This window comes from Amycolatopsis sp. NPDC041971, from assembly GCF_055588925.1.
The window spans coordinates 949294-971915 of record NZ_JBVJCE010000001.1; the positions used below are offsets into that span (position 1 = coordinate 949294).

The 22622-nt window shown below is 65.1% G+C and carries 23 protein-coding genes, 2 tRNA genes and 1 pseudogene; 15 read left to right on the plus strand and 11 right to left on the minus strand.

Annotation, left to right across the window (positions count from 1 at the left end; translation table 11 throughout):
* Positions 1 to 145 precede the first annotated feature (145 nt).
* Positions 146 to 907 carry a sulfite exporter TauE/SafE family protein gene (locus ACZ6DT_RS04730; RefSeq protein ID WP_465588584.1) on the plus strand — a complete coding sequence of 254 codons (762 nt, stop codon included), beginning with the start codon at positions 146 to 148 and terminating at the stop codon, positions 905 to 907.
* Between the two features lie 45 nt (positions 908 to 952).
* Here ACZ6DT_RS04730 and hisC read toward each other — a convergent pair whose 3' ends face one another.
* The gene (gene hisC / locus ACZ6DT_RS04735; protein WP_465588587.1) at positions 953 to 2008 is read right to left on the minus strand and encodes a histidinol-phosphate transaminase; all 1056 of its coding nucleotides are present in this window, start codon (positions 2006 to 2008) and stop codon (positions 953 to 955) included.
* Positions 2009 to 2105: 97 nt separating this feature from the next.
* Here hisC and ACZ6DT_RS04740 point away from each other — a divergent pair, with 97 nt between their 5' ends.
* From ACZ6DT_RS04740 to ACZ6DT_RS04775, 8 genes and pseudogenes are all read left to right on the plus strand, one after another.
* On the plus strand, positions 2106 to 2738 hold the full coding sequence (locus ACZ6DT_RS04740; protein ID WP_465588589.1) for a dienelactone hydrolase family protein: 633 nt from the start codon (positions 2106 to 2108) through the stop codon (positions 2736 to 2738).
* Positions 2739 to 2785: 47 nt separating this feature from the next.
* The gene (locus tag ACZ6DT_RS04745) at positions 2786 to 3265 is read left to right on the plus strand and encodes a hypothetical protein (RefSeq protein WP_465588592.1); all 480 of its coding nucleotides are present in this window, start codon (positions 2786 to 2788) and stop codon (positions 3263 to 3265) included.
* Positions 3265 to 4398: a PPE domain-containing protein gene (locus tag ACZ6DT_RS04750; protein WP_465588594.1), complete on the plus strand. Its 1134-nt coding sequence runs from the start codon at positions 3265 to 3267 to the stop codon at positions 4396 to 4398. The genes ACZ6DT_RS04745 and ACZ6DT_RS04750 overlap by 1 nt, the downstream gene beginning before the upstream one ends.
* Positions 4398 to 5159 carry an ESX secretion-associated protein EspG gene (locus tag ACZ6DT_RS04755; RefSeq protein ID WP_465588597.1) on the plus strand — a complete coding sequence of 254 codons (762 nt, stop codon included), beginning with the start codon at positions 4398 to 4400 and terminating at the stop codon, positions 5157 to 5159. The genes ACZ6DT_RS04750 and ACZ6DT_RS04755 overlap by 1 nt, the downstream gene beginning before the upstream one ends.
* 72 nt (positions 5160 to 5231) lie before the next feature.
* Positions 5232 to 7208, plus strand: coding sequence for an acetoacetate--CoA ligase (locus ACZ6DT_RS04760; RefSeq protein WP_465588599.1), 1977 nt, complete (start codon positions 5232 to 5234; stop codon positions 7206 to 7208).
* A gap of 274 nt (positions 7209 to 7482) precedes the next feature.
* Positions 7483 to 7910: pseudogene (locus ACZ6DT_RS04765) on the plus strand (phosphatidylglycerol lysyltransferase domain-containing protein); the annotation flags it as partial.
* A 99-nt stretch (positions 7911 to 8009) separates the two neighbouring features.
* Positions 8010 to 8099 (plus strand) — tRNA-Ser (locus tag ACZ6DT_RS04770).
* 42 nt (positions 8100 to 8141) lie between these two features.
* A tRNA-Arg gene (locus tag ACZ6DT_RS04775) sits at positions 8142 to 8215 on the plus strand.
* A gap of 438 nt (positions 8216 to 8653) precedes the next feature.
* On the opposite strand, the gene ACZ6DT_RS04780 is transcribed toward ACZ6DT_RS04775, so the two are convergent.
* Genes ACZ6DT_RS04780 through ACZ6DT_RS04790 form a run of 3 tightly spaced genes read right to left on the minus strand, consistent with a single transcriptional unit; the run spans position 8654 to position 12739 of the window.
* A complete protein-coding gene (locus ACZ6DT_RS04780) occupies positions 8654 to 9520 on the minus strand; it encodes a protein NO VEIN domain-containing protein (RefSeq protein WP_465588602.1) in 867 nt (288 codons plus the stop codon).
* Entirely contained in the window at positions 9504 to 11336 is a 1833-nt protein-coding gene (locus ACZ6DT_RS04785) for a DEAD/DEAH box helicase (protein WP_465588605.1), read from the minus strand. The genes ACZ6DT_RS04780 and ACZ6DT_RS04785 overlap by 17 nt, the downstream gene beginning before the upstream one ends.
* Positions 11336 to 12739 (minus strand): transcriptional regulator, encoded by a 1404-nt coding sequence (locus ACZ6DT_RS04790; protein WP_465588608.1) that lies wholly within the window; start codon positions 12737 to 12739, stop codon positions 11336 to 11338. Before ACZ6DT_RS04790 ends, ACZ6DT_RS04785 begins: the two co-directional genes overlap by 1 nt.
* A gap of 158 nt (positions 12740 to 12897) precedes the next feature.
* Here ACZ6DT_RS04790 and ACZ6DT_RS04795 point away from each other — a divergent pair, with 158 nt between their 5' ends.
* Complete coding sequence (locus ACZ6DT_RS04795) at positions 12898 to 13551, plus strand: hypothetical protein (protein ID WP_465588611.1); 654 nt, start codon at positions 12898 to 12900, stop codon at positions 13549 to 13551.
* A 139-nt stretch (positions 13552 to 13690) separates the two neighbouring features.
* On the opposite strand, the gene ACZ6DT_RS04800 is transcribed toward ACZ6DT_RS04795, so the two are convergent.
* Positions 13691 to 14929: a DNA cytosine methyltransferase gene (locus ACZ6DT_RS04800; RefSeq protein WP_465588614.1), complete on the minus strand. Its 1239-nt coding sequence runs from the start codon at positions 14927 to 14929 to the stop codon at positions 13691 to 13693.
* A 93-nt stretch (positions 14930 to 15022) separates the two neighbouring features.
* On the opposite strand from ACZ6DT_RS04800, the gene ACZ6DT_RS04805 reads away from it, so the two are divergent.
* Positions 15023 to 15511 carry a very short patch repair endonuclease gene (locus tag ACZ6DT_RS04805; protein WP_465588616.1) on the plus strand — a complete coding sequence of 163 codons (489 nt, stop codon included), beginning with the start codon at positions 15023 to 15025 and terminating at the stop codon, positions 15509 to 15511.
* A 9-nt stretch (positions 15512 to 15520) separates the two neighbouring features.
* Here the strand turns inward: ACZ6DT_RS04805 and ACZ6DT_RS04810 are convergent, their stop codons facing one another.
* Complete coding sequence (locus ACZ6DT_RS04810; protein ID WP_465588619.1) at positions 15521 to 16087, minus strand: TetR/AcrR family transcriptional regulator; 567 nt, start codon at positions 16085 to 16087, stop codon at positions 15521 to 15523.
* Positions 16088 to 16126: 39 nt separating this feature from the next.
* On the opposite strand from ACZ6DT_RS04810, the gene ACZ6DT_RS04815 reads away from it, so the two are divergent.
* Both ACZ6DT_RS04815 and ACZ6DT_RS04820 read left to right on the plus strand, forming a co-directional pair.
* The gene (locus tag ACZ6DT_RS04815; protein WP_465588621.1) at positions 16127 to 16795 is read left to right on the plus strand and encodes an SDR family oxidoreductase; all 669 of its coding nucleotides are present in this window, start codon (positions 16127 to 16129) and stop codon (positions 16793 to 16795) included.
* Positions 16796 to 16799: 4 nt separating this feature from the next.
* Positions 16800 to 17690, plus strand: coding sequence for an SWIM zinc finger family protein (locus ACZ6DT_RS04820; RefSeq protein ID WP_465588623.1), 891 nt, complete (start codon positions 16800 to 16802; stop codon positions 17688 to 17690).
* On the opposite strand, the gene ACZ6DT_RS04825 is transcribed toward ACZ6DT_RS04820, so the two are convergent.
* Positions 17687 to 18679 carry a tetratricopeptide repeat protein gene (locus tag ACZ6DT_RS04825; protein ID WP_465588626.1) on the minus strand — a complete coding sequence of 331 codons (993 nt, stop codon included), beginning with the start codon at positions 18677 to 18679 and terminating at the stop codon, positions 17687 to 17689. The two genes, ACZ6DT_RS04820 and ACZ6DT_RS04825, sit on opposite strands and share 4 nt — an antisense overlap.
* Before the next feature lie 176 nt (positions 18680 to 18855).
* Between ACZ6DT_RS04825 and ACZ6DT_RS04830 the strand changes: the two genes are divergently transcribed.
* Both ACZ6DT_RS04830 and ACZ6DT_RS04835 read left to right on the plus strand, forming a co-directional pair.
* Positions 18856 to 19503, plus strand: coding sequence for an HNH endonuclease family protein (locus ACZ6DT_RS04830; RefSeq protein WP_465588860.1), 648 nt, complete (start codon positions 18856 to 18858; stop codon positions 19501 to 19503).
* A gap of 28 nt (positions 19504 to 19531) precedes the next feature.
* Positions 19532 to 20188 (plus strand): alpha/beta fold hydrolase, encoded by a 657-nt coding sequence (locus tag ACZ6DT_RS04835; RefSeq protein WP_465588628.1) that lies wholly within the window; start codon positions 19532 to 19534, stop codon positions 20186 to 20188.
* On the opposite strand, the gene ACZ6DT_RS04840 is transcribed toward ACZ6DT_RS04835, so the two are convergent.
* The 4 genes from ACZ6DT_RS04840 to ACZ6DT_RS04855 all read right to left on the minus strand — a co-directional run bounded on the left by ACZ6DT_RS04840 (position 20166) and on the right by ACZ6DT_RS04855 (position 22619).
* The gene (locus tag ACZ6DT_RS04840; RefSeq protein ID WP_465588631.1) at positions 20166 to 20801 is read right to left on the minus strand and encodes a nitroreductase family protein; all 636 of its coding nucleotides are present in this window, start codon (positions 20799 to 20801) and stop codon (positions 20166 to 20168) included. The genes ACZ6DT_RS04835 and ACZ6DT_RS04840 overlap by 23 nt on opposite strands.
* A gap of 128 nt (positions 20802 to 20929) precedes the next feature.
* Complete coding sequence (locus ACZ6DT_RS04845; RefSeq protein WP_465588634.1) at positions 20930 to 21355, minus strand: ATP-binding protein; 426 nt, start codon at positions 21353 to 21355, stop codon at positions 20930 to 20932.
* Positions 21356 to 21432: 77 nt separating this feature from the next.
* On the minus strand, positions 21433 to 22206 hold the full coding sequence (locus ACZ6DT_RS04850) for a SigB/SigF/SigG family RNA polymerase sigma factor (RefSeq protein ID WP_465588637.1): 774 nt from the start codon (positions 22204 to 22206) through the stop codon (positions 21433 to 21435).
* The gene (locus ACZ6DT_RS04855; RefSeq protein ID WP_465588639.1) at positions 22203 to 22619 is read right to left on the minus strand and encodes an ATP-binding protein; all 417 of its coding nucleotides are present in this window, start codon (positions 22617 to 22619) and stop codon (positions 22203 to 22205) included. The genes ACZ6DT_RS04850 and ACZ6DT_RS04855 overlap by 4 nt, the downstream gene beginning before the upstream one ends.
* Positions 22620 to 22622 lie beyond the last annotated feature (3 nt).

Sequence of the window (22622 nt, forward strand, 5' to 3'; positions counted from 1 at the left end):
GCGGGGCCTACTCGAGCACCCGGAAGGCGACGAATTCCGCGTCTTCGCCCCGAACGAGACATAACGGGCTCGTCGGATGTTCGACTAGACACATCCACAGCGCGAAAGGAGGTGACGGTGCTTAGGGTGCGGACGTGAGTGCTTTATGACGTGGTGGCACGCGGTCGTGATCTTCGTCGCGGGGCTCTGGGCGGGCACCATCAACACGGTCGTCGGCTCGGGCACGCTGGTGACCTTCCCGGTTCTGGTCGCGCTCGGCTACTCGCCGCTGACGGCGACGACGTCCAACGCGATCGGCCTCGCCCCCGGCACGGTCAGCGGGGCGATCGGCTACCGCGAAGAGCTCAAGGGCTACTGGCCCCAGGTCGCCAAGCTCGCCGTAGCGTCGTTCTTCGGCGCGATCTGCGGGACGATCCTGCTGCTCTCGTTGCCGAAGGACGCTTTCGAGACCGTCGTGCCCGCGCTGGTCGGGCTCGCGGTGGTGCTGGTGATCGTCCAGCCGCGAGTGGCCGCGTGGGTCGCGAAGCGCCGCGAGGAGAACGGGACGGTCCACAAGATCGGGCCGCTCCTGCTGTTCCTGATCTTCCTGATCGGCATCTACGGCGGATACTTCACGGCCGCGCAGGGCGTGCTGTTGATGGCCGTGATGGGGATGCTGATGTCGGAGTCGCTGCAACGGCTCAACGGCGTCAAAAACGCGCTCTCCGCCGTCGTGAACATCATCGCCGGCGCGATCTACGCCTTCGTCGCGCCGATCAGCTGGCCCGTGGTCGCGCTGCTCGCGGTCGGGTCCACGATCGGCGGCCAGCTCGGCGCGAAGATCGGCCGCAAACTCTCGCCGAAGGTGCTGCGCGGCGTGATCGTCGTGATCGGCCTCGCCGCGATGGTGCAGTTGCTCCTCAAATAGGAAGACCCGCACTCCGCAAGGAAGCGCGGGCCGTCCGAAGCCGGGTCAGCGCGGGAAATCCCCGGCCGCTTCGAGGAAGAGGTCGTTCTCCTCAGGCGTCCCGATGGTCACTCGCGCGCCTTCGCCCGCGAAGGGACGCACGATCAGCTTGCGCTCCAGTGCGTGCTCCGCGAACTCGGTCGTCCGCTCGCCCAGTGGCAGCCAGACGAAGTTCGCCTGCGTCTCCGGGACCTCGTAACCCTTGGCCACCAAGGCATCCCGGACGCGAGCGCGTTCCGAGACGATCTCCTCGCAGCGTTCCAGCAGTTCGCCGGCCGCGTCGAGGGAGGCGATGGCCGCCGCCTGGGCGATCATGTTCACCGAGAACGCGACGTACACCTGCTTCAGCGCGACGGTGATCGCTTCCGGCGCCACCGCGTAACCCACGCGAAGACCGGCGAGGCCGTACGCCTTCGAGAAAGTTCGCAGCACCGCGACGTTGTCCCTGCCGCGCGCCAGTTCGACGCCGTCCGGCACCTCGGCGTCGGTCACGAACTCCTTGTACGCCTCGTCGAGCACGACGAGCACGCCCGAGGGCACGGCGTCGAGGAAGCGCTCCAGTTCCGCGCGCCGCACGACGGTTCCGGTCGGGTTGTTGGGGTTGCACACGAAGACCAGCCGCGTCTTGGGCGTGATCGCGGCGAGCATCCCGTCCAGATCCAGCCCGTGCCCGGCCGTCAGCGGCACCTTCACGCCGACGGCGTTCGCCACCTGCGTGACGATCGGGTACGCCTCGAACGAACGCCACGGGAAGACGACCTCGTCGCCCGGGCCGCACAGGGCCTGGATCATCTGCTGGCAAAGAGAAACCGAACCGCAGCCGACGGCGATCCGCTCGACCGGTTCGTTCAGCTCACGGGCCAGCCGCTCGACGAGCGCGGAAGCGGTGATGTCCGGGTACCGGTTGATGCCCCGCGCCGTCTCGGCTATGGCCTGCGCCACACTCGGCAGCGGCCCGCCGGGCACCTCATTGCTCGCCAGCTTGATCGCGCCCTGGATTGTCCGGCCAGGGACGTACTTCGGCAACGATTCGAGATCCGCACGCGGCGAAACAGGTGACATCTTCGGCGCTCCTACGTCTGGGGGACGGCTCCGACACCGTATCCTCCCGCGCGAAGGCAAGCTCCGAATATTTACCTAAGAGTGGTCTGATGGAGGAATGACCCTCACGACCACCGTGGAACACCAGCACGCCGACGGCCACACGCTGCGCCTGACCTTCGCCGAACCGGATGGTGTCGTCCGCGGCGGGCTCGTGGTGCTGCACGAGGAGGCCGAAGAGGTCGAAGAGGGTCTGGGTCTGCTGCTGGCCGGGCTCGCCGGCGAAGGCTGGCTCACCGTCACCCCGCATCTGGACCGGGACGACCTCACACAGCAGGATCTGCTCGAAGCCACCGACGCGACGCTCTCGTGGCTCGGCGAGCGCGGTGTCCAGGCGGATCTCGTCGGTGTCGTCGGTTTCGACCTCGGCGGGACGGCCGCACTGGTCGTGGCGTCGAACCGCAGGCTGGGCGCGGCGGTGAGCGTCGGCGGACAGGGCGTCACCGGGCTACCGGTGCTCGTCGAGATCGCGGGACGGCTCACCAGCCCGTGGCTCGGCATGTACGGCGACGCGGGTGACGAGGCCGGAAGCGCCGAGGTCGAACAGCTGCGTGACGCGGCGGCGACGGCGAACGTCGCGACGAACGTCGTCCATTACCCTGGCGCCAATCACCGCTTCGACGCCGACCCGAACGCGGCCGCGGAGGCCTGGCAGCGCACGTTGAATTGGTTCGACGCCCACCTGCGCTGACTCCATTCGCGCTAGCATTCCCCTGAGATGTGACAGGGGAGGGTCGAATGCCACAGTCACCCAAGGTACCTGCGACGCCACAAGCCGCGTTCGGAGCTTCGGCTCCGGCGCTGGCCCCGGTGGCGGGTCAGATCCGGGATTCCAAGACCGATGCCAAGAAGGGGACCGTCAAGGTCTCCGAGGACGCCGCCAAGAAGCTCGTCGACGCGCTGCTGAAAGCACGCCATGAGCTCAACGCGCTGATCAAGGACTCGACGGAGTTCAACGCGCCGTTGAAGCTGGGCGACAACTTCGTCGGTCAAACCATGAGCGAACGCTTCCAGGGCGCCGCGAACAAGGGGACCGAGGCCGCTGTGCCCGTCCTCAAGGACTTCGCCGTTGTGCTCAAAGACTTCCAGCTCACCGTGATGGCGGCGCGGAAGATGTACGTCGCCGCGGACGAGGAAGGCCAGGAACAGCTCGAACGGGTCGCCCGCCGGTTCGACATGGAGGACATCGTCGACCACGAGCGGAAGGACGAGCACTGATGCGCATCCTGCCCATGCCGTGGCCGCCGCGGGAGCCCGAACCGCAACCCGGCCCCGAACACCTCAACGCCGACATCGACTGGATGAGCTACTCGCATCGAGAACTCTACGAGATGGTCCACAACGAGCTGGACCTCGCGAGCGCGGAGGCCGTCGCCGCGCAGTGGACGAAGATCAGCGCGTTCCTCGCTCACGTCGGTTCCGAACTCAGAGCGGCGCTCGTCGCCACCGCCGACGGCTGGACGGGCGAGGGCGCGGACAGGGCCCGTGACGCCGCGATCAAACTCGTCGACTGGGCGGGCGACACGGGCTGGCGCGCGGAGAACGTCGCGAACTGCGTGCGCCGCCAGGCCGACATCGCCGACACCGCGCGGCGCACGATGCCCGAGCCGCCGGGATACGCCCCGCGGCCCAAGGTTCCGGAGCCGCCGAAACGCCGTCCGATCCCGGTCTCCGATTCGACGCAGGCGATGTCGGCGTCGGCGCCGTCGGGATCCGGTTTCGCCGAGGCCGGCCGGATCGTCGCCGAACCCACCGACGAGAGTTCGCAGGATCTGCACCGGCAGGCGGCCGACGTGATGACGCGGATGCAGCGGAGCTCCGGCGAGGTCTACGAGAACGTTCCGACCTTCACCTCGTACGGCAAAGAGCCGAAGATCCTCAAGACGCCCGAAGAACCGGAGCCGAAGCCGAAATCCGAGCCGAAACCCGAACCGGTGCCGCCGCCGGACGACTCCACGCGCAGCAGTGGTGTCGGCGACGCCGCCCCGATCCAGGTGCGGGAGCCGGTCGAGACACCGCGCGCGCCCGGCGCGAGCAGCGGCGCCTCCGTGCCGCCGCCACCCGGCGCCTCCGGCGGAACCCACGAGCAGCTCGGGCAGGGCAGCCGATCCGGTGTCGGCGGTTTCGGGCCGTCGGGGCAGCAGCCCGGCCAACCGGCCGGGACACGCGCCGCGGCCGCGGGTATGGGCGGCTTCGGCGGCATGCCGATGGGGATGGCGCCCTCGCAAGGACGGCAGGGCGAGGAGGACCACAAGGCGCCGGACTACCTCGTCGAGGATTCCGACGTCTGGGGCCTCAGCGGGCACGTGACCCCACCGGTCATCGGCGAAGACCCGAGGAGCGGTCGCTGATGGACTGGATCCGGCTGCACATCGGTGAGCTGTTCCTGCTCTGGTCGGCGCACGGACGCGACGAACTTCCCGCGGTACTGGAGGTCCCGCACGTCGGGCGGACCCCGGAGTTCCGCGCGGAACTGGTGGCCACGGCCAACGGGACGCTGTCGGAACGCGGCCTCGGCACGGTGGAGGCGCCCGCGCCCGAACTGGTCCGGCTGCTGCATACCGTCGCGAACAGTGAACTCACGCTGGACCTGCGGCTCGACGGCGATCCGGCGTACCGGGCCGTCGGCTGCGTGTCCGATCGCGGTGCGGTGGCGATCGGCGTTTCGGGCACCGACGTCGAGCTGTCGGCCCTGCGGGAACCGCTCGTCGCCGCGACCTTGCTGCAGGCGTTGCCGCCGTGCGACCAGGGGCGGGGCCTCTCGGTCAACCTGCGCGTCGACGATTACACGGCCGCGTGCGAGGCGGGGGAGCGCGGCGGGCAGCCGGCGTTCTCCGACGTCCTTCGGGACGCCGGGTTGCGTGAGCCCGAAGTCATCGTGATGGTGCGGATCGCGACCCAGCGGATCGGCAGCGGGCGGCTCGGCGCGGCCAGGAAGTCGTGGGAAGGCCGCTGGGAGCGCGGCGAAGGCACGTTGAGCTGGGTGGACACCCCCGACGGCCGCTACGGACTTCGTCGCGACCGCGGGTGGCTGACCGTCACCCCGCTCGACGCGGCGCGGCTCAAGACGATGGCGTACGAGCTGTTCACAGGGGCTCGCCAAGCAGGTTAAGGGGTCGATCAGCAAGTGCGAAGCACTTTCAGCTGAGGGTGGTGGTGGGGCGGGGAGGGTTAACATCGCGGGGTGACGCACACCGCCGACGCCCCAGAAGTGCTCTGGCGCCCTGAGCCGAGCCGCCTGTCCGACACCAAAATCGACGCGTTCCGCCAGTGGTTGCGCACCGAACGCGGAGTGGAGGTCGACGACTACAACGCGCTGTGGGAGTTCTCCGTTCAGCGCGGCCCGGACTTCTGGTCCTCCGTCGCCGACTTCCTCGGCGTGCGCTGGCACGACGAGCCAGGCGCGGTGCTCACCGGCGAGATGCCGAACGCGCGATGGTTCGAAGGCGGCACGCTCAATTACGCGGAGCACTCGCTCATGCCCGGTGTCGCGGGCGCCGCGAAGGCCGACGACGAGATCGCCGTGATCTTCCATCGCGAAGACGGCGTCTCGTCGCAGCTGACCTTCGGCGCCTTACGGTCCGCTGTCGCCTCCGCGCGGGAAGGGCTACGGAAGCTGGGAGTGTCCAAAGGGGACAGGGTCGTCGCGCTGGCGCCGAACTGCCCGCAGACGCTGATCGCCTTCCTCGCCACCGCGAGCCTCGGCGCGATCTGGTCGTCGTGCTCCCCGGACTTCGGCGTCCGCGCGATCGCCGACCGGTTCGCGCAGATCGAGCCGAAGGTGCTGGTCGCGGTCAACGGATACGTCTACAATGGACGGTGGTTCGACAGTCGGTCGACGGTGAACTCCCTGCGCGACGAGATCTCCACACTCGAAGCCACGGTGCTCATCGACTACGCAGGTGGCCGCCTCGACGGCACGCTCGACTGGGACACGCTGCTCGCCGACAACGCCGGCGCGGAACTGGCCTTCGAACCCGTCGAATTCGGCCACCCGCTGTGGGTCTTGTACTCCTCGGGGACCACCGGCCTGCCGAAGGGCATCGTCCACGGCCACGGTGGCATCACCCTCGAACACCTCAAAGCCCTTGCCCTGCAAAGCGATATCGGTCCGGGTGATCGGTTCTTCTGGTTCACCACCACCGGCTGGATGATGTGGAACTTCCTCATCTCCGGTCTGCTGACCGGAACCACGATCGTGCTCTTCGACGGCAGCCCGGGACATCCGGACCTGAACGTGTTGTGGCACTTGGCCGAGCGGCACCGCGTCACCTACTTCGGCACGTCGGCGCCGTACATCCAGAGCTGTCTGAAGGCCGGCATCAAACCGGCCGAGCGGTACGACCTCACCGCGTTGCGTGCCTTGGGTTCCACCGGTGCGCCACTGAGCGTCGAGGGTTTCCGGTGGATCGTCGACGAGGTAGGCAAACGCGTCCAGATCTGCTCGGTCTCCGGCGGCACGGACCTGTGCGTGGCGTTCGTCACCTCCGCCCCGGACGTCCCGGTCTGGCTCGGCGAGCTTTCGGTCCGCGCGCTCGGCGCCGCCGTCGCCGCGTTCGACGAGACCGGGAAACCCGTCGTGGAGACGGTCGGCGAACTGGTGATCACCGAGCCGATGCCGTCGATGCCGGTGTTCTTCTGGAACGACCCGGACGGCTCGCGGCTGCGTGAGGCGTACTTCGAGATGTACCCCGGCATCTGGCGGCACGGCGACTGGATCCGGATCACCGGACGCGGCTCCGCCGTCATCTACGGGCGCAGCGATTCGACGCTCAACCGCGGCGGCGTCCGGATGGGCACGGCCGAGTTCTACCGGGTAGTCGAGTCGTTCGACCAGGTCGCGGACTCGCTGGTGATCGACACCTCGGCGGCGGGGAACGAGGACGGGCAACTGCTGTGCTTCCTCGTACTGGCCGAGGGCGCGTCGCTCGACGAGGTCGAGCCCGCCCTGCGCAAGGAGTTGCGCGGCGCCCTCTCGCCGCGGCACGTGCCCGACCGGTTCGTCCAGGTGAGCGAGGTCCCCCGGACGCTCAACGGCAAGAAATGCGAGGTTCCGGTCAAGAAGATCCTCTCGGGGGTTTCCCCTGACCGCGCCGTCAGCCGGGATGCCCTGCTGAACCCCGACGCCCTCGTACCGTTCGTGGAGTTGGCAAGGAGTTAGACGGGGGCCGGGTGGGCACTGGCGACCACCTGGGTAACGCGGCCTGCCGGCCCTGGTCCCGGCCGGCGGCGCACCCCGCGTGAACGCGTCGCCGAATGGCTGGAACTGCCGCACGAGGCCACGTCGGCGCGGGGACGGTCGCGCTGGTGACGGGTGCTGCCACTGCTGCTCACCACCGGCCTCAAGCGCCGGGCCTTGGCATCTGGTGGTCGCCACCCGCCGCGCTGCTGACCGTGTCGCGCCTCGGGCTGCGGGGCGGTGACCTACCGCGTGACCCCTCGGTGACCCGGAAGCATGGCCAGACGTGATCGAGAAGTACCTGGACGCCGCCGTCGCGACACCTTCACCCGCGAAGGCCGCGTCATGCACGGAGTCCGCCAAGCCGTCTCACGCACAAAGCGCGCCGGCTACACAGTCCGCGTCCGCAAGGCCGAAGACCTACTTGAAGGTGAGAACTCCGTGCCCTCGCCGTCACCTGGCGCGGCACGGACGCGGAACGCGGCTTTCGATGGCACTCGCCCGTCTGTCCGCCCGGACACTGCGATTCTTCTCACGCTGGATCCAGATCGAGACCCGCTACCGCTTCAACGCGAAGTCCCATCCCGCTAGGTCCCGCGCTACCTGACCTACTCCGCGGCCCGCGACCTCTCCAGAGTCGGCATCGCCGCCTTCGAAGCCGAAGGTCTCGGCGGACGCCCGCCCGTCCGGCCTGCTCAGAGCCCTGCGACGCGGCTAAGGGGGGTCCCTTTCAAGGGGGTCCTCGGGGTGTGTAACCTATTTGAGCAGTGGTCGTTGGGCCTGGGAGGCTTCGCCTAGTCTGGTCTATGGCGCCGCACTGCTAATGCGGTTGGGGGTAACCCCCCCTCCCGGGTTCAAATCCCGGAGCCTCCGCTGGTGCCTGTTCCGGCAGGTGCTAGATTGATAACTGAACAAGCGCCCGTAGCTCAGCTGGATAGAGCATCTGACTACGGATCAGAAGGTCAGGGGTTCGAATCCCTTCGGGCGCACGTCTGGTTGAGACAGCACTAAGGCCCTCCCGTTCGCGGGAGGGCCTTTTTGTCTGTCCGTTGTGGAGAGGTCAGTGCGAGGCGCAGCTCCGGGCATATGCCTGCTTCCGGTCCAGGCAGCGTCCCCGCATGACCAGCCTTTGAACTTATAGCTTCGGATGCCGACGGTGTAATCGTTCGGCTGGCGGAAACGGCGAACGGTGAGGGCCCTGAGCTGGTAACAGAGAGTGCTGGCGCGCTCTCGCTTGTATGTCTTCTCTGGCGCAAGTGGGATCCGCCATCTTCACCGGGCAACTTAGCTGCGGCCGTGGGTTCGGAATGACCGGCGCGAGTACTGTCACTACTCCGACTTGTGTAGTTGTCGGGACAACGAACTCAGCTAATTAAGCGTAGGGTCGTGGTGAGGTCTGCGAGTAGGCCAGCTGCGTGAAGGTCAAGCTAGTGCAATAAGCTACTGGCTGGGGTTCCTGCTATAAGTGGACTTTGAATGCCGCTCCTTAGTGTCTTGCAAAGATTTGGAATCCCGGGCACTAAGGCAGTTTTTGGCACTTCCAGTCGGCACGACTCCCATCTACCAAAATGATTGCTGTCGACGGGTGTTTGTGCAGATATCCAGTTTTTTGGGACGGTGGCTATGGCGGCGATCTCTAAGGTGGTCGTTAATCGCAACGCTATAAGCTGCCAGTGAGCGTCTCGAAGCATTGTCTCGTACTCGTTTCGAGACAGGTATAAAGTTAGTCGGCCGCGTCGAGTAGTTGTCTTTACCTCAATGTGAGCCGTGCAACTATCTCCTGCTACTGATATGTCGTACCCGAATCCGTCGGATATTAATGACGTGTGCTCTACGTGTGCATCTACTGTATCAGTGAGTAGTTGGACCAGTGCAAGCTCGCCTGCGGTGCCTATTCGCTCACGTTCTGCAGTGTCCACCTTCCCCCAAATTGATTTGATCTGAGCGTATGCTTCAGCCTCGTCAATACCAAGCGTATCTGCGGCGCGCCTGGCGTCCTCGGGTAGTTCGGCAGGACTGCACACAAGAATGTCTGCATCGCGGAACCATGGAGTATTGCCAGTCGCTGTGGCGGCGGCAAATACACGTTGAGGCGCTGGAATAGGGCTATTTATATCTTTTAAGAGACCGACAACACGGAGCCAAACGTATGCGGCTTCATACTGTGTAGGTGTTGTGTCACTGTAGTCCTTGTGGGTAGTGAATAGAGCACGACAACGGCTTACGCCGGAAACTGGTAGCCGTTCTAGCCAGCGCGTTGCGGCTCGTAATACCGGGTCAGGTGGAATAGGCATTGAGATGCCCGATCAGAGCCTGTAGGTCGCGTTGGTCTAGCATGCCGCCTATCTCTGGCTCTTCATCGAGATCGGCGAGCTCTCGAACTGCAGGGTCGTCGAGCACGCTGCCCATGAACTGCAACTTATCGCCTAGTCGCTGGTCAACAACTTCGTCGATAGTGCCCTCGGCGGCTAAAACGGTGATCCTTGTTTGCGTGCCGGGCGCGAGGCCGAGACGGTGGATGCGGTCCAAACTTTGCAAGAACTTTCCAGCAGCAAAGTCTCGGTCGACATAAACGGCGTCGTGGCAATGATGATGGAGACTGATCCCCTCGCCGAGGGTTGCGGGATTCGATAGAAGAACCATGCAGTCAGCATCGTTGCGAAATCGGTTGATCTGTGCCTCCCGGTCTTCTGTTCCACCATGGACCATGGAGGGTTGAAACTGGTGAAGCAGTCGATGCATAGTGTTTAGGCTACGAATAAAAGTTGACCAAACAAGAGTCTTGCGCCCTTGTGCTGCATTTTTAGCAACTATAGCTAGAACTTCGCGATACTTTGGAGACATTTCATAGCTAGGTAGATCCTGCATCAGATCGAATAGACGTGTTCGTTCTGGCACCACCAAGGGAGGGACCCGATACGGCAGCGGTTCGTACCGAGTCGTGCCGACAGAGAGTAAGGCGGGACTCGTCGCGGCCATCAACATGTACACGGCAACACGGCCAAGGGCGTGGAAGTCGTCTTCTGAGCCGGTAGCACGGAGAGAAAGCCGCCCGGCGAGCGCGTCATAGATTTCACGATGTAGCGGTGGCATTGGCAACGGGCGGAGGGTTACAGTTGGTGGGGTTAAGCCGAGCTCGTTCTTAGTGGTGCGCGTGAACAGTGGGCGGAGCACTGTGCTCGCTTTCGCAAGGTTTCCCCCTGCGACTGCTTGAATGACCTTCTGGCGTCCGTAGCCTGGCCAGACAAAGCCGAACAGATTTTCCAGGTCCTTGACCCCATTTGGAGCCGGGGTTCCTGTGAGGATTAGTCGATGGCGGGCGCGGGGTCCAAGTGCGAGACAAGCGGCACCATACGTACCGTTGGCTCCCAACTTCATGCGATGAGCTTCGTCTAGCAGCAGCATGGACGGCCGAGCCGACAGCCATTTGCCCAGCTCGTTGACGGAGCCGTTGAGCCGCTCATAGTTCACTATCAACGCGTCTGCAGCAGGATCGGTGTCGCGGGCAAGCACAGACATGCGCAGCTGGTTATTCAAACATTGCTGATTCTCGTAAAACCAGGACTCATAGCATGACTTAGGGCCAACGATAAGAATTCGTTCAAGATTCTGGGTGCGCCGAAGTGCCTGAAATACAGCCAGGCCTACTCGGGTCTTGCCTGCGCCAGGAACTGAGAAATTTGCGCCATGTCGCAGAGATAGCAACTTGGCAATATCTCTACGCTGAAACCCTGTAAGGTCACCTATCCAATCAGGTCCTACGAGATGGGCGACATCGTCTGAAGTTGGCCCACTCGTTGCGCCTTCTTCAGCCATGAGTCGCTTAGCGACAGCCTGGGCATCCTGAGCCGAACCGGTTGCCAGGTCCGCGAGCTGCGGTTCCCATGTGACAGTAGCTGGCTCTCGCCAGTTTCCGAGTGCTACCAGGTTTGTGAGTAGGTCGTCTATGTCGACCTCCATCGCGCCTGGGGCTTTCTGGACGGCGCTACGGAAACGCAGGGCCAAGCGGCGCAAATCTTCCGCAAAGCCTTCGCCAGACCGCAGCCGTGCCGTAGCGACAGAATCTCCAAAACTGAGGTGAAGACTTGGTTCCGCAGGTAGCGCGACCATCAACGTTCCCTGGAAGCGTCCAGAAGCCAAGCGACGCCGTCACTGGGCGAGCTGAAAGTCCGGCCCGCCAGCCGAGCCAACCGTGCAAGGCTGGCTCGGACAGTAAGTAACGCGTCGTCGAAGGCGTCCTCATCAAGAGCTCGTTTTGCCTTTGCATCAGCAAACTCGGCTACACACTGGTCGATGTGTTCGGCTGCATCCGTGAGCCGCTCCGGAACCGCTATCTGCCTTTTTTGCAGCTCAGCGTTCTGGCCGGCCATCTTAACGGCAGTGTCGAAAACGTTGCGGCCATCTTTAAGGAGTTCGTCTGCCACCTTGGCAGATGATAGGGAAATTTTGTCGCCAGCTTGCACCCTGGCTTTTGCCTGGAGCAAGGAATCGGTAACAGCTCGGGTAACCTTCACTGCTTCCGTGGCGTCCGGCACTACCACGTCGGCCAGACCCGGTATTGACACTTCTGACTCCGCCTGGGTGGCTGGGCGCAGACTCTTTGGAAGGCGCTTTCTCAGGTACCGGCTGTGGAAGTCGGCCTCGGCGAGGCGCACAGAGGTCTTCGAGTAGTTGAGGACGACCATCGCCAGCCGCGATTCTTTCAGCTGCTCCGCGGCATCGGGGTCAGCTTGTGCAAGATTGGTGTAGTCGCGGTGCAACTCGCGAAGCTTTTCCTGATGATCTTCAAAGTCAACAAGTCGCAGAGCCGCTCCGTCTGGTGTTGCGCTTCGCTCGATGGCTTCGTTGATCAGTTGAAACACCCATCGATCCTTGGCGAGTGTTGTGCTCTTGATGTTAAAATCACGTGCGACATCTTCCGGCCGTCGGCCGTTGGCCAATTGTTCCTCGATCGCGATAAGCCGGTTGATGTACGAGTAGTCTCGGCGCTTGTCCCGCCTCAGCTGCAGGGCCAGCTCGACACTGTTGATATCGAGCCGGGACGTGTCGGAAGGGAGTACGCCAACACGAATGTCTTTAACTCCCAGATCGCGGAGTGCCGCGCAGCGGGTATTCCCGTCGACAAGGATGCCATCGGGACTGATGATTCCTGGTTCTTTCTGTCCGAAGTCGTCGAGTTCTTCAGTGAGCTGGAGGTAATCTGGATCAGTCACTTCTGGGTTCGATGGCTTGCGGCTCAGAAGGTAGCGTAGGTATTCTTGAGCAAATTCGCTCCAAGGGTCCTCTTCGAGGGCCTTGTTGCGTTCTGGGTCTAGGCTCCGTTGGGCGCGGATGCGGTGGGTGTCCGGGTTCAGGTACAGCATGTCGACCGGCATAGCGATCACGTGCAGGTGCTTCTGCTCGCCGCGCCAGTCGACAGTTGTCTTGGCGCCGTTATCTTCCATGGCCTGCCGAAGACGTTCCTCGACAACGGAGCGGATCTTGGCACCCTCGGGCGGGATATCAAACCTCAACTGGCCCCTCCACGTAACCTGTGTTGCCTCAGCGTTCGCGCACCGCAGCAGCGGCGCTGATAGACATGCTCTGCTGAAGCTGATCTCCAGGTACAACGGTAGACGGAGGCGAAGTGTTACTTCCAGACTGGGACGACCCAGCACTCAAAGCAGGAACGATGATCAGGGGTGCCCTCTGGCTGATGCAGGTGGTAGGCGTCGGCAATACCTTCACAAAGGAACAGGTTCGGGCCGCGTTCCCCGGCATCTCGCAAGCTGACCGTCGGCTACGTGACCTGCGCAGTTACGGCTGGGTCATCCTGACTAGCACCGAGGATGCGACGCTGGGTGCGGAGGATCAGCGTTTCGCGCAGGTCGGCGTGCCTGTATGGGATCCAAAAGAGCGGCGCGCCGCTGACCTTCTGGCTGGGCCAACCGCAAAAGAAGTACAGGCTGTGATGGCACGCGATGGCTATCTATGCACGGTATGTGGTGTCTCTGCGGCAGAGCCCTACGCAGACGACACCAACCAGACGGCCGTACTTTCTGTTACACGTCATCAAACTGTTATGTCGGATGGAACACAGGGTTTCGAGCTGATGACGGAGTGTAAACGCTGCAGAGCTGGAGCTGCGGGTGGTTCAGGCAACGTTAACGAGGTCCTGACGGAAATTCAGGCCCTTGAGCCTGACGATCAACGTCGCTTAGCTCGTTGGGCCAAGCGAGGCCGACGCGGTGCAACGCCCCTGGATCGCGCATGGAACGCCTATCGTCGCCTTCCCGAGAGTGGGCGCAATACAGTACGTTCAGCACTGGAAGGTAACGCGGAGTAACGGTCTTATTTGGGCACCATGGTGTCTGCTTGACTTCGAGGGGCGATGTTGCTGAGGTCGTGCTGTCTACGGCGCATTCAGGCAGTCGTCGGTGCGCCGCGCCGCCTCTGATTCGTATTCCCTCGGCTCTGCTCGGGTTTCAGCTGATCTTCGCGCGGTGCTTTAAGAAGAGGTCGTGCCGGTCATGGTTTTCCTGCCCTACGAAGGCCTTGAAGTTGCCGAGCTTATAGGCAGTTTTCGTGCCAGTAATGGCGATTTCGACCTCGAAGTCGCGGCTAAGCAAGCTGATCCTGCGTTCGAGTTCGGCCGGGTCATTGAGGCCGGCTTTTTTCATGAGACGTTCTGGGGTGATGAAGTCACTGGCTGACCGGAGAGCCGTATACACCGGATCTTGTTCTGTAGCTACTACCTGCTTTTCCGGTGCATCGTGCTCAAGCGCGTTGAAGATCGCTTCACCGACCGCCTGCGCGACGGGAGGCGGGAACGCGTTCCCGATTTGTCGGTACCTGGAAGTCTTTCGGCCCGTGAACTCCCAGGAGTAGTCCTCGGTCCACCCCTGGATGCGCGCGACCATCTCGGTGGTCAGTTTTGGGATGAATTCGACTGGATGATCGGGCGTCGGGGGGTCGTCCGCGACACCTAGAGCATCTACTCCCATCTCGGCCCAGGCGCGTTTCGCCCGTGTGGGACCCAGGTCGGCCCCGCCATGCTTCTTGGAGCCACCGACAATCGTAGGTGCGATTTTGTTTGCCTTCTTGGACCAAGCTTCGGCGCCCTGCCAGCCGCCGGCCGCCATGAGGTCGACCAATAGCTCTCCCACCGTCGGCGGGGTTCCTGCATGCTTCGGCCAATGGAAGTAAGGAGCGTCTTCGGCCTTGAGTGCGACGAGGATGAAGCGCGGCCGGAGCTGTGCGACGCCAAAGTCTGACGCTTGTAGCAGTCGCCATTCAGCGATGTATCCGAGTTCAGCAAGGCGGTCGAGCACGTGCTGGCGATAGCCAGCGAAGCGAGGCATACTTAGTCCGCGCACGTTCTCAAGCATCAGCGCACGAGGTCGGACAATGGTGACTTGTTCTACAGCCCAGGCGAAAAGATCGCGCTCGTCGTTCGCGCCGAGCTGCTTGCCTGCGATCGAAAATGGCGGACACGGCACCCCGCCAGCTAGGAGGGAAACCCCCTCATAGTCGAATGGCCGCCAGTTCTCTGTGTCAGCTACGTCGCCCTCTGCGACCTTCCAGCCGGGCCTGTTGGTTCGAAGCGTGTTGCAGGCGTGTGTGTCGAGTTCGACGGCAAGGGCATGCTCGAACCCTGCCTTCTCGAGGCCCAGGGCTTGCCCGCCGGCGCCTGCGCAGATCTCGACCACATCGTGTGTGCTCATCGATGCTCCTCTCTTTCTGCGCGGGTGGGCGGTCTGTCGGTATCTTGCCTCACGCGGGGTGCAGAGCTGTGATTGGTCTGGTGGTTGGTAAACGTGTCGGAGAGTGATCGTGTTGAGCCGACCCGGCGTGAGGCTGGGCGGCGTCGATCCCCCGCGCCGCTGAACGCGGGGCGCTCGCGCAACATGAAGGCGAATCGGCGGTCTGAGACCAAACCTGAGGTCGCGCTGCGTCAGGCACTGCACCGGCTCGGCTTTCGTTACCGCAAGGATCACCGGCTCGACTTGCCAACCGGTGTTCGTGTGCGGCCTGACATCGTGTTCACGCGGCGTAAGGTTGCGGTCTTCGTCGATGGATGCTTCTGGCATGTCTGCCCCGAGCATGGACGCGAGCCCACGCGAAACGAGTGGTACTGGACGCCAAAGCTACGGCGGAACGTCGAACGCGATCGCCTGGCTGATACTGCACTTGCTGATGCTGGATGGCGCGTCGTGCGCATCTGGGAGCACGAAGACGTGCAGGGCGCAGTGGACAAGGTGCGAGAGGTCGTCGAACATGGGTTCGATGCTACGGACAGCATCTGACACTTTCCGTTAGTCCCCGAACACGCTGGTCAGCGCATGCCGGATCAACCCCGGCAGGTCGCCGTCCCCGTCCGTCTCGGCCCACCGCACAAGCGCGACATGCGCCGCCCCAAGACAAGCCATCGCCGTAGCCCGCACCCGAAACTCCTCATCCGCGCCCAAAGCGGAACCACCGAGAGCCGCCACGATCGCATCGGCCGTCGCGTACTGGCTGTCCAGGTGCCGCGCCCGCAGCGCCGGCACCGAGATCATCAGCCGTAGCCGCGCCAGCAGGAACGCTTTCTCCTGCGACGACCCCAAGGCGGCGGTCGACTCCAGCGCGCGCCCGATCCGCGAAGGCAAAGGACCAGCGGGTTGCGCGGTGACGGCCGAAGCGGTCACGGGGTCGTATTCATCGTAGAGGACCAGGTCCTCCTTCGTCGGGAAGTGCCGGTAGACCGTCATCGCCGAGACGCCGGCGGCCGCGGCGACGTCGGCGACGGTGGTCGCGTCGTAGCCGATCTCGGTGAAGAGGTGGATGGCGTGTGTTTGCACAAGAAGCCGGGTTTCGGCGCGCTGGCGGTCTCGGAGGCTCATGTGGTAGACACTATCAAAATGGTAGCCACTAACACCCACATGAAGACGGCATTGGTGACGGGAGCCTCGCGGGGGATCGGTGCGGCGATCGCGCGAAGGCTCGAGAAGGACGGCATACGAACGATCAAGCTGTCGAGCGAGCAGGCCGACTTGTCGACGATGGAAGGTGTCGACAAGGCCTTGGAGGGCATCGACAGCTTGGACATCCTGGTCAACAACGCGGCGGCCGCACCGCGAGGACCGATCGAGACGGACACGCCCGAAGGCTTCGATCACCTGATGGCGGTGAACGTGAGAGCGCCGTACTTCCTCATCCAACGCGCACGGATGAACGACGGCGGCCGCATCATCAACGTCTCGTCGGTCGCCACGAGGATGGCCAACCCGGCGCAGACATCGTTCGCGATGACCAAGGGCGCGCTCGAGACGATGAGCCGCACCCTCGCCCACCAGCTCGGACCGCGCGGGATCACGGTCAACGTCGTCGCGCCGGGCGCCACCAGGACCGCGGACAACGGAGAGATCTTCACGCCGGAGCTGGAAGCCGCGATCACGAATCTCACGGCGCACCGGAGGCTCGGCACCGCGGAGGACATAGCGGACGTCGTCGCGTTCCTCGCTTCCGACGACGCCCGGTGGGTGACGGGGCAGGTCATCGAGGCGAGCGGCGGGTTGTTCCTCGGGCCGCCGGGTCAAGGCGCAGAATAGGCCGGTGACGTGGTTCAGCGAGGACGAGCTCCGCAGGCAGGCCGGTGACGTCTCCTTCGCGCGCGGGGCCAAGTACCTGGAGTCGGTCGAGACACTGGACGACGTCGCGGGCGGGGTCGCGGCGGTGGTCAGTGGCACCGACCGGTACACGGTCCGGTTGCGCAACGTCGACGGCGAGTTGGTCGGCGAGTGTTCCTGTCCGCACGCGGCGGACGGCTTCTTCTGCAAGCACTGCGTGGCCGTCGGGCTGCTGGTCCTCGAGGGGGTGGCGGACGGAGGAGCGGTCGACATCCGCGGGTACGTCGAAAAACTCCCTCACGACGAGCTGGTCGAGCTGCTGGTCGGGCACGCGAACGAGGACCCCGCCTTGTTCCGCAAGCTTTCGCTCAAGGCGGGCCGCGATGACCTCGACGCGTTGCGGCGGCACGTCGAGGGAACCTTGCGGTTGCGCGGTTTCGTCGGTTTCCAGGGCACGGTAGCGTATACCGAGAAGGTGCGCGAGGTGCTCGCCACCGTCAAGGAGCTCATGGACGGGCCGTTGTTGTGCCGCGTCGTCGAGCTGGTGGCGGAGGCGCTGGACTTCGCCGAGGACTCCTTCGGCGCGCTCGGCAACGAGGTGAGGAGCGCGCTCGCGTTGTACGCGGAGGCCTGCGCGGACTCGCCGCCGGAGCCCAAGGAGCTCGCGGAGTGGTTGCTACGGCTGGATCTCGACGGTTCGGGCCGTGTCGACGTGAACATCGCGGACTTCACCGCGGGCCTCGGTTTCGAGGGGCTCGCGGTGTTCCGCGCCGGCGTCGACGAGCGGTGGCGGCTCGACGACGGCGAGGACCCGTACCGCAGCCGCAAACTCCAGCGGCTGCGCGAAGGGTTCGCGGCGACGCGGAACTCAAGCTAGAACCGCTGCCGGTTGCGGTACAGCTCCTCCAGATCCCGTAGCCCCGCCCTGTCGCCGGTGTCGGCGGCCGCGCGGAACCAATGCTCGGCCTCGTGGAAGTTCCCGTGGTCGGCGGCCAGCCTGCCGAGGTTGGTGTACGCGGGGACGCTGCCGAGTTCCGCGGCCTTCCGGTACCAGGCGGTGGCTTCGCCGGGGTCGTCCCGGTCGTTGGCCAGCACGCCCAGATTCGTCATCGCGGCGGCGTCGCCCCGTTTGGCGGCCTTGAGATACCAGCGTTCGGCGGCCTCGAGTTCGCCGCGGCGGTGCAGCACCAGGCCTAGCCGGACGGCGGCTTCGGGGGCGCCGGCGGCCGCGGCCGCGTGGTAGCAGCTTTCGGCACGCGCGAGATCGTTCCGTTGCTGGGCCTGGTGGCCGAGCTTGCACAGCGCGGAAGCGTCGGCCCCTTCCCCCGCCTTGCGCCACCAGGGTTCCGCTTCGGCCGTCCGGCCGGTGTCGCAGAGTACGGCGCCGAGCGTGATCATCCCTTCGACGTTGCCCGCCTCCGCGGCCTCACCCGCCCAGTACTCGGCCTCTTCGAGTGCACCGCGCCGGTGCAGCGCCCGCGCCAGTTCCGCCATCGCCTCGACGCGACCCTCAGTGGCGGCGCGCCGCCACCAGTCTTCGGCGGCGTCAGCGTCGCCTCGTCGCGCACAGAGATTTCCCAGATGCGACATGGCATGCGAATCACCGGCTGTCGCGGCTTCGCGGTACCAACGTTCGGCCTTTTCCGGTGCGCCGCGTTCGGCGAGCAGGCGCGCCAGGTTGCCCATCGAGACCCTGTCCCCGCCCTCGGCGGCCTTCCGGAACCACGCCTCGGCCTCGTCGGGATCGCCGCGCTCCAACGCGGTGGATCCCATACGCGCCATGGCGATCACGTGCCCGCGTTCCGCGGCCTTCCGGTTCAGATAGTCGTCGACCCAGGTGTTCCACTTACGTTTTCCGTCGCCCACAAGCCCGCTCCTTCCGGCAGCGTCCCTGGGGTAGTCGCCGCTCAGGACCCGGATGTGACAACAACTACCGGGCGTCATCGCCGTGTCGCACCCGGTTCCCCCGCCCGTCGCGGCGATACTTGGCGCCCCCCGTCCCCGTGGAGAGGAATCGCGCGGTGGCCACGCGTACCCGGCAGATGACCACGGCCCAGCGGCTGCTCCTGGTGATCACCCTCGCCGCCGTCGTGCTCGCGGTCTTCTGGTTCGTGAGCGGCAAGGGCGACGCGCTGCAACCCAAGCCCGCGAACCCGGCCAGCGCCGCCGACGCGCGTAAGCAACTGGACGAGCTCGCCGTCGCGCCGCGCGGTTCGATGGACGGCTACGACCGCAAGAAGTACCCGCATTGGGACAACCAGGGGAACAACTGCAACACGCGCGAGTTCGTGCTCAAACGCGACGGCAAGGACGTCAAGGCCGGTTCCGACTGCGCCCCGACCTCCGGCAGCTGGACGAGCATCTACGACGGTGAGACCTGGACGAAGCCGACCGACATCGACATCGACCACATGGTCCCGCTCGCACAGAGCTGGGTGAGCGGCGCGAAGTCGTGGACCGAGGAGAAGCGGCGCCAGTTCGCGAACGACCTGACGCGGCCGCAACTGTTCGCCGTCACCGACAACGTCAACCAGGAGAAGAGCGACAAGGCGCCGGATCAGTGGAAGCCGCCGCTCGTCTCGTTCTGGTGCACCTACGCCACCGACTGGATCACCGTGAAGCACTACTACGGCCTCACGGTCACCACCGCGGAGAAGAGCGCGCTCAGCGACATGCTCGGTCGTTGCTGATCAGCCCGGCTTCGGCTTAGCTGGGGAGATGGCGACCTTCGTACTGATCCACGGCGGTGGCGGCAGCGCCTGGGACTTCCACCTCCTCGAGGCGGAGCTGGCGGGCCGCGGCCACGACGTCGTCGCGGTGAACCTGCCGATCGAGGACGAGAAGGCGGGTTTCCCGGAGCACGTCGACGCCGTCGTGAAAGCGATCGGCGATCGCGGGGATCTGGTGGTGCTCGGCCATTCCTACGGCGGTTTCACCGCGCCGATCGTCGCGGGCGAGCTTTCGGCGCGGCTGCTCGTGATGCTGACCCCGATGATCCCGAAGCCGGGTGAGACGCCGGGGGACTGGTGGGGCAACACGGGTTTCGAGGACGCAGAGGGCCTCAGCGACGAGGAGAAGTTCTACAACGGCGTCCCCGCGGACATCGTCGCGGACGCGGGCTCGCACGGCCGGAACCAGGTCAGCGCCGAATGGGGACAGCCGTGGCCACTGGAAAAGTGGCCGGACGTCCCGACGAAGGTCCTCATCGCGCGCGAAGACCGCTTCTTCACGCCCGACTTCCAACGCCGGGTCGTCCAGGACAGGCTCGGGTTCGCCCCCGACGAGATCGACGGCTCCCACTCCGTGCCCTTGAGCCACCCGAAAGAACTGGCGGACCGCCTGGAGTCCTACCTCACCAGCGATCCAGCCGCATGACCTCTTCGAGCGGCTGACGCGCGGCCGGCTTGAAGGTGTCGCCGGTGTAGAACGCCGTCGGGATGAGCGCGGCCTGGTGCACATTCTCCGGCAGGCCGAGGATCTCCGCGGCCTCCTTCTCGTACGCGAGGTGCAACGTCGTCCACGCCGTGCCGAGCGTGACCGCCCGCGCCGCGAGCATGTAGCTCCACACCGCCGGCAGCAGATTCCCCCACAGCGCGGCCTGGTTGCCGGCGGGCAGTTCGGCGCTGTTGGTCTCCAGGCACGGGATGATGTGCACGGGCACCTCGCCCATCTTGTCGGCCAGGTACTCGACGCTGGAGCCGACGCGCTGCTGCACCTTCGACCGGTCAGGGTCGTCGGCGAACAGTTTCCCGGCCGCGTTCGGGGAGTCCAGGTACTCGCGGCACGCCCGCCGATAAAGCTTCCCGAGTTCGGCCCGCTGCCCGGGATCGGTGATCACGAGCCAGTGCCAATGCTGCGCGTTCGACCCGCTCGGCGCCTGCAGCGCGACCTGCAGGGCGTGTTTCACCAGTTCGAGGGGGACCGGCCGGGTCAGGTCCAGTCGTTTGCGGACGGTTCGGGTGGTCGTCAGCAGCTCTTCGGGCGTCATCCGGCGATTATGTCGTGAGGATCCGCTGGTGGGGAGGCCGCCGCGCGAACGAGGGATGGGCGCCTTGTCGCGGCATGTCCTCGAATCGAAGGCGCTCCGGGAACGCCTCGCCGAAACGGACGCCGCGCTCAGGCTGAAGCGTCCGCCCGGTCCAGCCTGAACACGGCCCAGACGTACTTCCCGCCGGAGCAGGGCTCGTGCCCCCAGTCCTCGGACAACGCGTGCACCAGCTGGAGACCGCGGCTGCGCGCCGCCATCGGCGACGGTTCCTTCAGCTTCGGCCGCTTCGATCCGGAGTCGAAGACCCGCAAGGTGAGCCTTCCCTCGGAGTACTCGGCCTCGAGCCTGTCCGGCTTCTCGCCGTGCTCGAAAGCGTTCGTGACCAGTTCGGACGTCGCCAGCAGGACGTCGTCCACCGCCGGGCCGTCGAGGCTGAGACCGGCGAGAGTCGTCCGCACCGCCTGCCGCGCGACGGCGGGCGCCGTCACATCGACCGGCAAGGGGAGGGAGACCACCTTCAACGAGCCCTCCGATCGCGTCTTGGACATCGTCATGGTTCCGCACCTCCCCTCACGAGAGACTCCCAGATCCGCTTTTCGCCTCCCAGGTACCCACGAGAGCCGAGGTCGAATCAAGTCCCTTCGGTGAGTTCCGCCTCGGTCAATCCCGCCCGCAATTTGTTCAGCGTGGAGGCCAGCAAGCGCGACACCTGCATCTGGGATACCCCGACCCGGCGCGCGATATCCGACTGGCTCATCCCGGACCCGAACCGCAGCGCGACGATCTTGCGCTCACGGTCGGGCAGCCGTTCCAGCATCGGCCGCAACGCCTCGCGCAGCTCCGCCTGGCTCAGATTCGCGTCCGCCTCGCCGAAGCGGGTGTGCGCCGAGTTCTCCAGTAGGTTGTCCAGCGAGGCCCCGTATCGGCCCTGACCGGCGCGAAGGCCCTCGTAGACCTCGTCGATCGGGACGCCGAGATGCGCGGCGATCTCACTGGGCTTCGGCGCGCGGGAAAGCCGGACCGTCAGCTCCTCGCGCACGGCCGAGATGTTCGCGTTCAGCTCCTTGAGCCGCCGCGGCACCCGGACCGACCAGCTGTTGTCGCGGAAGTGGTGCCGTAGCTCGCCGGAGATGGTCGGGACCGCGAAGGCCAGGAAATCGCTGCCCTGACCGGGATCGAACCGGTCGACGGCGTGGATCAGCCCGATGGTCGCGATCTGGACCAGATCCTCCATCGACTCGTCGCGGTTGCGGAACTTGCGCGCCAGATTGCGCGCGAGCTCCAGATGAGCGCGTACGAGCTCGTCTCGGAGCACTTCGCGCTCGGGCGCGTCCAGTGGCAACGCGCACATACGCTCGAACAGGGCCGGAACGTCCGCGCCGTCTTGCCCGACGGGATCCGTCACGGCCGGGCCGCCTCGCTCTCCCGGATGAGCTCCACCCTGGACAGGTAGCCGCCGTCGGCCGGGGTGACACTCCGCCGCGCGGACGTCGCCAGCGCGGTGAGCAACTGCCAGGACAGACCGGTCTCGTCGTCGGGTTCCGGAGAGTCCGAAAGGACCGAGACGGTCACTTCGATCCGCCCGTCCTTCCAGGAGAAAACGCAGGTCAGACGACCGTCTGCGGCGGAGGGGAGGAGCATGGAGCAGGCCTCGTCGACCGCCATCCGAAGATCTTCGACAGCGTCCAGATCGAAGTCCTGGCGCATCGCGATATCCGCGACGATCGTCCGGAGAGTCGGTACGACATGCGGTACCGCGGCCGTGCGTACCTCGATGAGTTGAGCGCCCTCCCCGCCTGGCGGGGTGTTGTCCACCACGTG

What these genes read in the sequence shown, in the direction of transcription:
- ACZ6DT_RS04800 (WP_465588614.1), bottom strand. Translation starts at nt 14,929, where the DNA reads ATGAGCACACACGATGTGGTCGAGATCTGCGCAGGCGCCGGCGGGCAA.
- hisC (WP_465588587.1), bottom strand. Translation starts at nt 2,008, where the DNA reads ATGTCACCTGTTTCGCCGCGTGCGGATCTCGAATCGTTGCCGAAGTAC.
- ACZ6DT_RS04835 (WP_465588628.1), top strand. Translation starts at nt 19,532, where the DNA reads ATGGCGACCTTCGTACTGATCCACGGCGGTGGCGGCAGCGCCTGGGAC.
- ACZ6DT_RS04730 (WP_465588584.1), top strand. Translation starts at nt 146, where the DNA reads ATGACGTGGTGGCACGCGGTCGTGATCTTCGTCGCGGGGCTCTGGGCG.
- ACZ6DT_RS04815 (WP_465588621.1), top strand. Translation starts at nt 16,127, where the DNA reads ATGAAGACGGCATTGGTGACGGGAGCCTCGCGGGGGATCGGTGCGGCG.
- ACZ6DT_RS04845 (WP_465588634.1), bottom strand. Translation starts at nt 21,355, where the DNA reads ATGACGATGTCCAAGACGCGATCGGAGGGCTCGTTGAAGGTGGTCTCC.
- ACZ6DT_RS04755 (WP_465588597.1), top strand. Translation starts at nt 4,398, where the DNA reads ATGGACTGGATCCGGCTGCACATCGGTGAGCTGTTCCTGCTCTGGTCG.
- ACZ6DT_RS04785 (WP_465588605.1), bottom strand. Translation starts at nt 11,336, where the DNA reads ATGGTCGCGCTACCTGCGGAACCAAGTCTTCACCTCAGTTTTGGAGAT.
- ACZ6DT_RS04810 (WP_465588619.1), bottom strand. Translation starts at nt 16,087, where the DNA reads ATGAGCCTCCGAGACCGCCAGCGCGCCGAAACCCGGCTTCTTGTGCAA.
- ACZ6DT_RS04795 (WP_465588611.1), top strand. Translation starts at nt 12,898, where the DNA reads ATGATCAGGGGTGCCCTCTGGCTGATGCAGGTGGTAGGCGTCGGCAAT.
- ACZ6DT_RS04750 (WP_465588594.1), top strand. Translation starts at nt 3,265, where the DNA reads ATGCGCATCCTGCCCATGCCGTGGCCGCCGCGGGAGCCCGAACCGCAA.
- ACZ6DT_RS04840 (WP_465588631.1), bottom strand. Translation starts at nt 20,801, where the DNA reads ATGACGCCCGAAGAGCTGCTGACGACCACCCGAACCGTCCGCAAACGA.
- ACZ6DT_RS04780 (WP_465588602.1), bottom strand. Translation starts at nt 9,520, where the DNA reads ATGCCTATTCCACCTGACCCGGTATTACGAGCCGCAACGCGCTGGCTA.
- ACZ6DT_RS04830 (WP_465588860.1), top strand. Translation starts at nt 18,856, where the DNA reads ATGACCACGGCCCAGCGGCTGCTCCTGGTGATCACCCTCGCCGCCGTC.
- ACZ6DT_RS04745 (WP_465588592.1), top strand. Translation starts at nt 2,786, where the DNA reads ATGCCACAGTCACCCAAGGTACCTGCGACGCCACAAGCCGCGTTCGGA.
- ACZ6DT_RS04740 (WP_465588589.1), top strand. Translation starts at nt 2,106, where the DNA reads ATGACCCTCACGACCACCGTGGAACACCAGCACGCCGACGGCCACACG.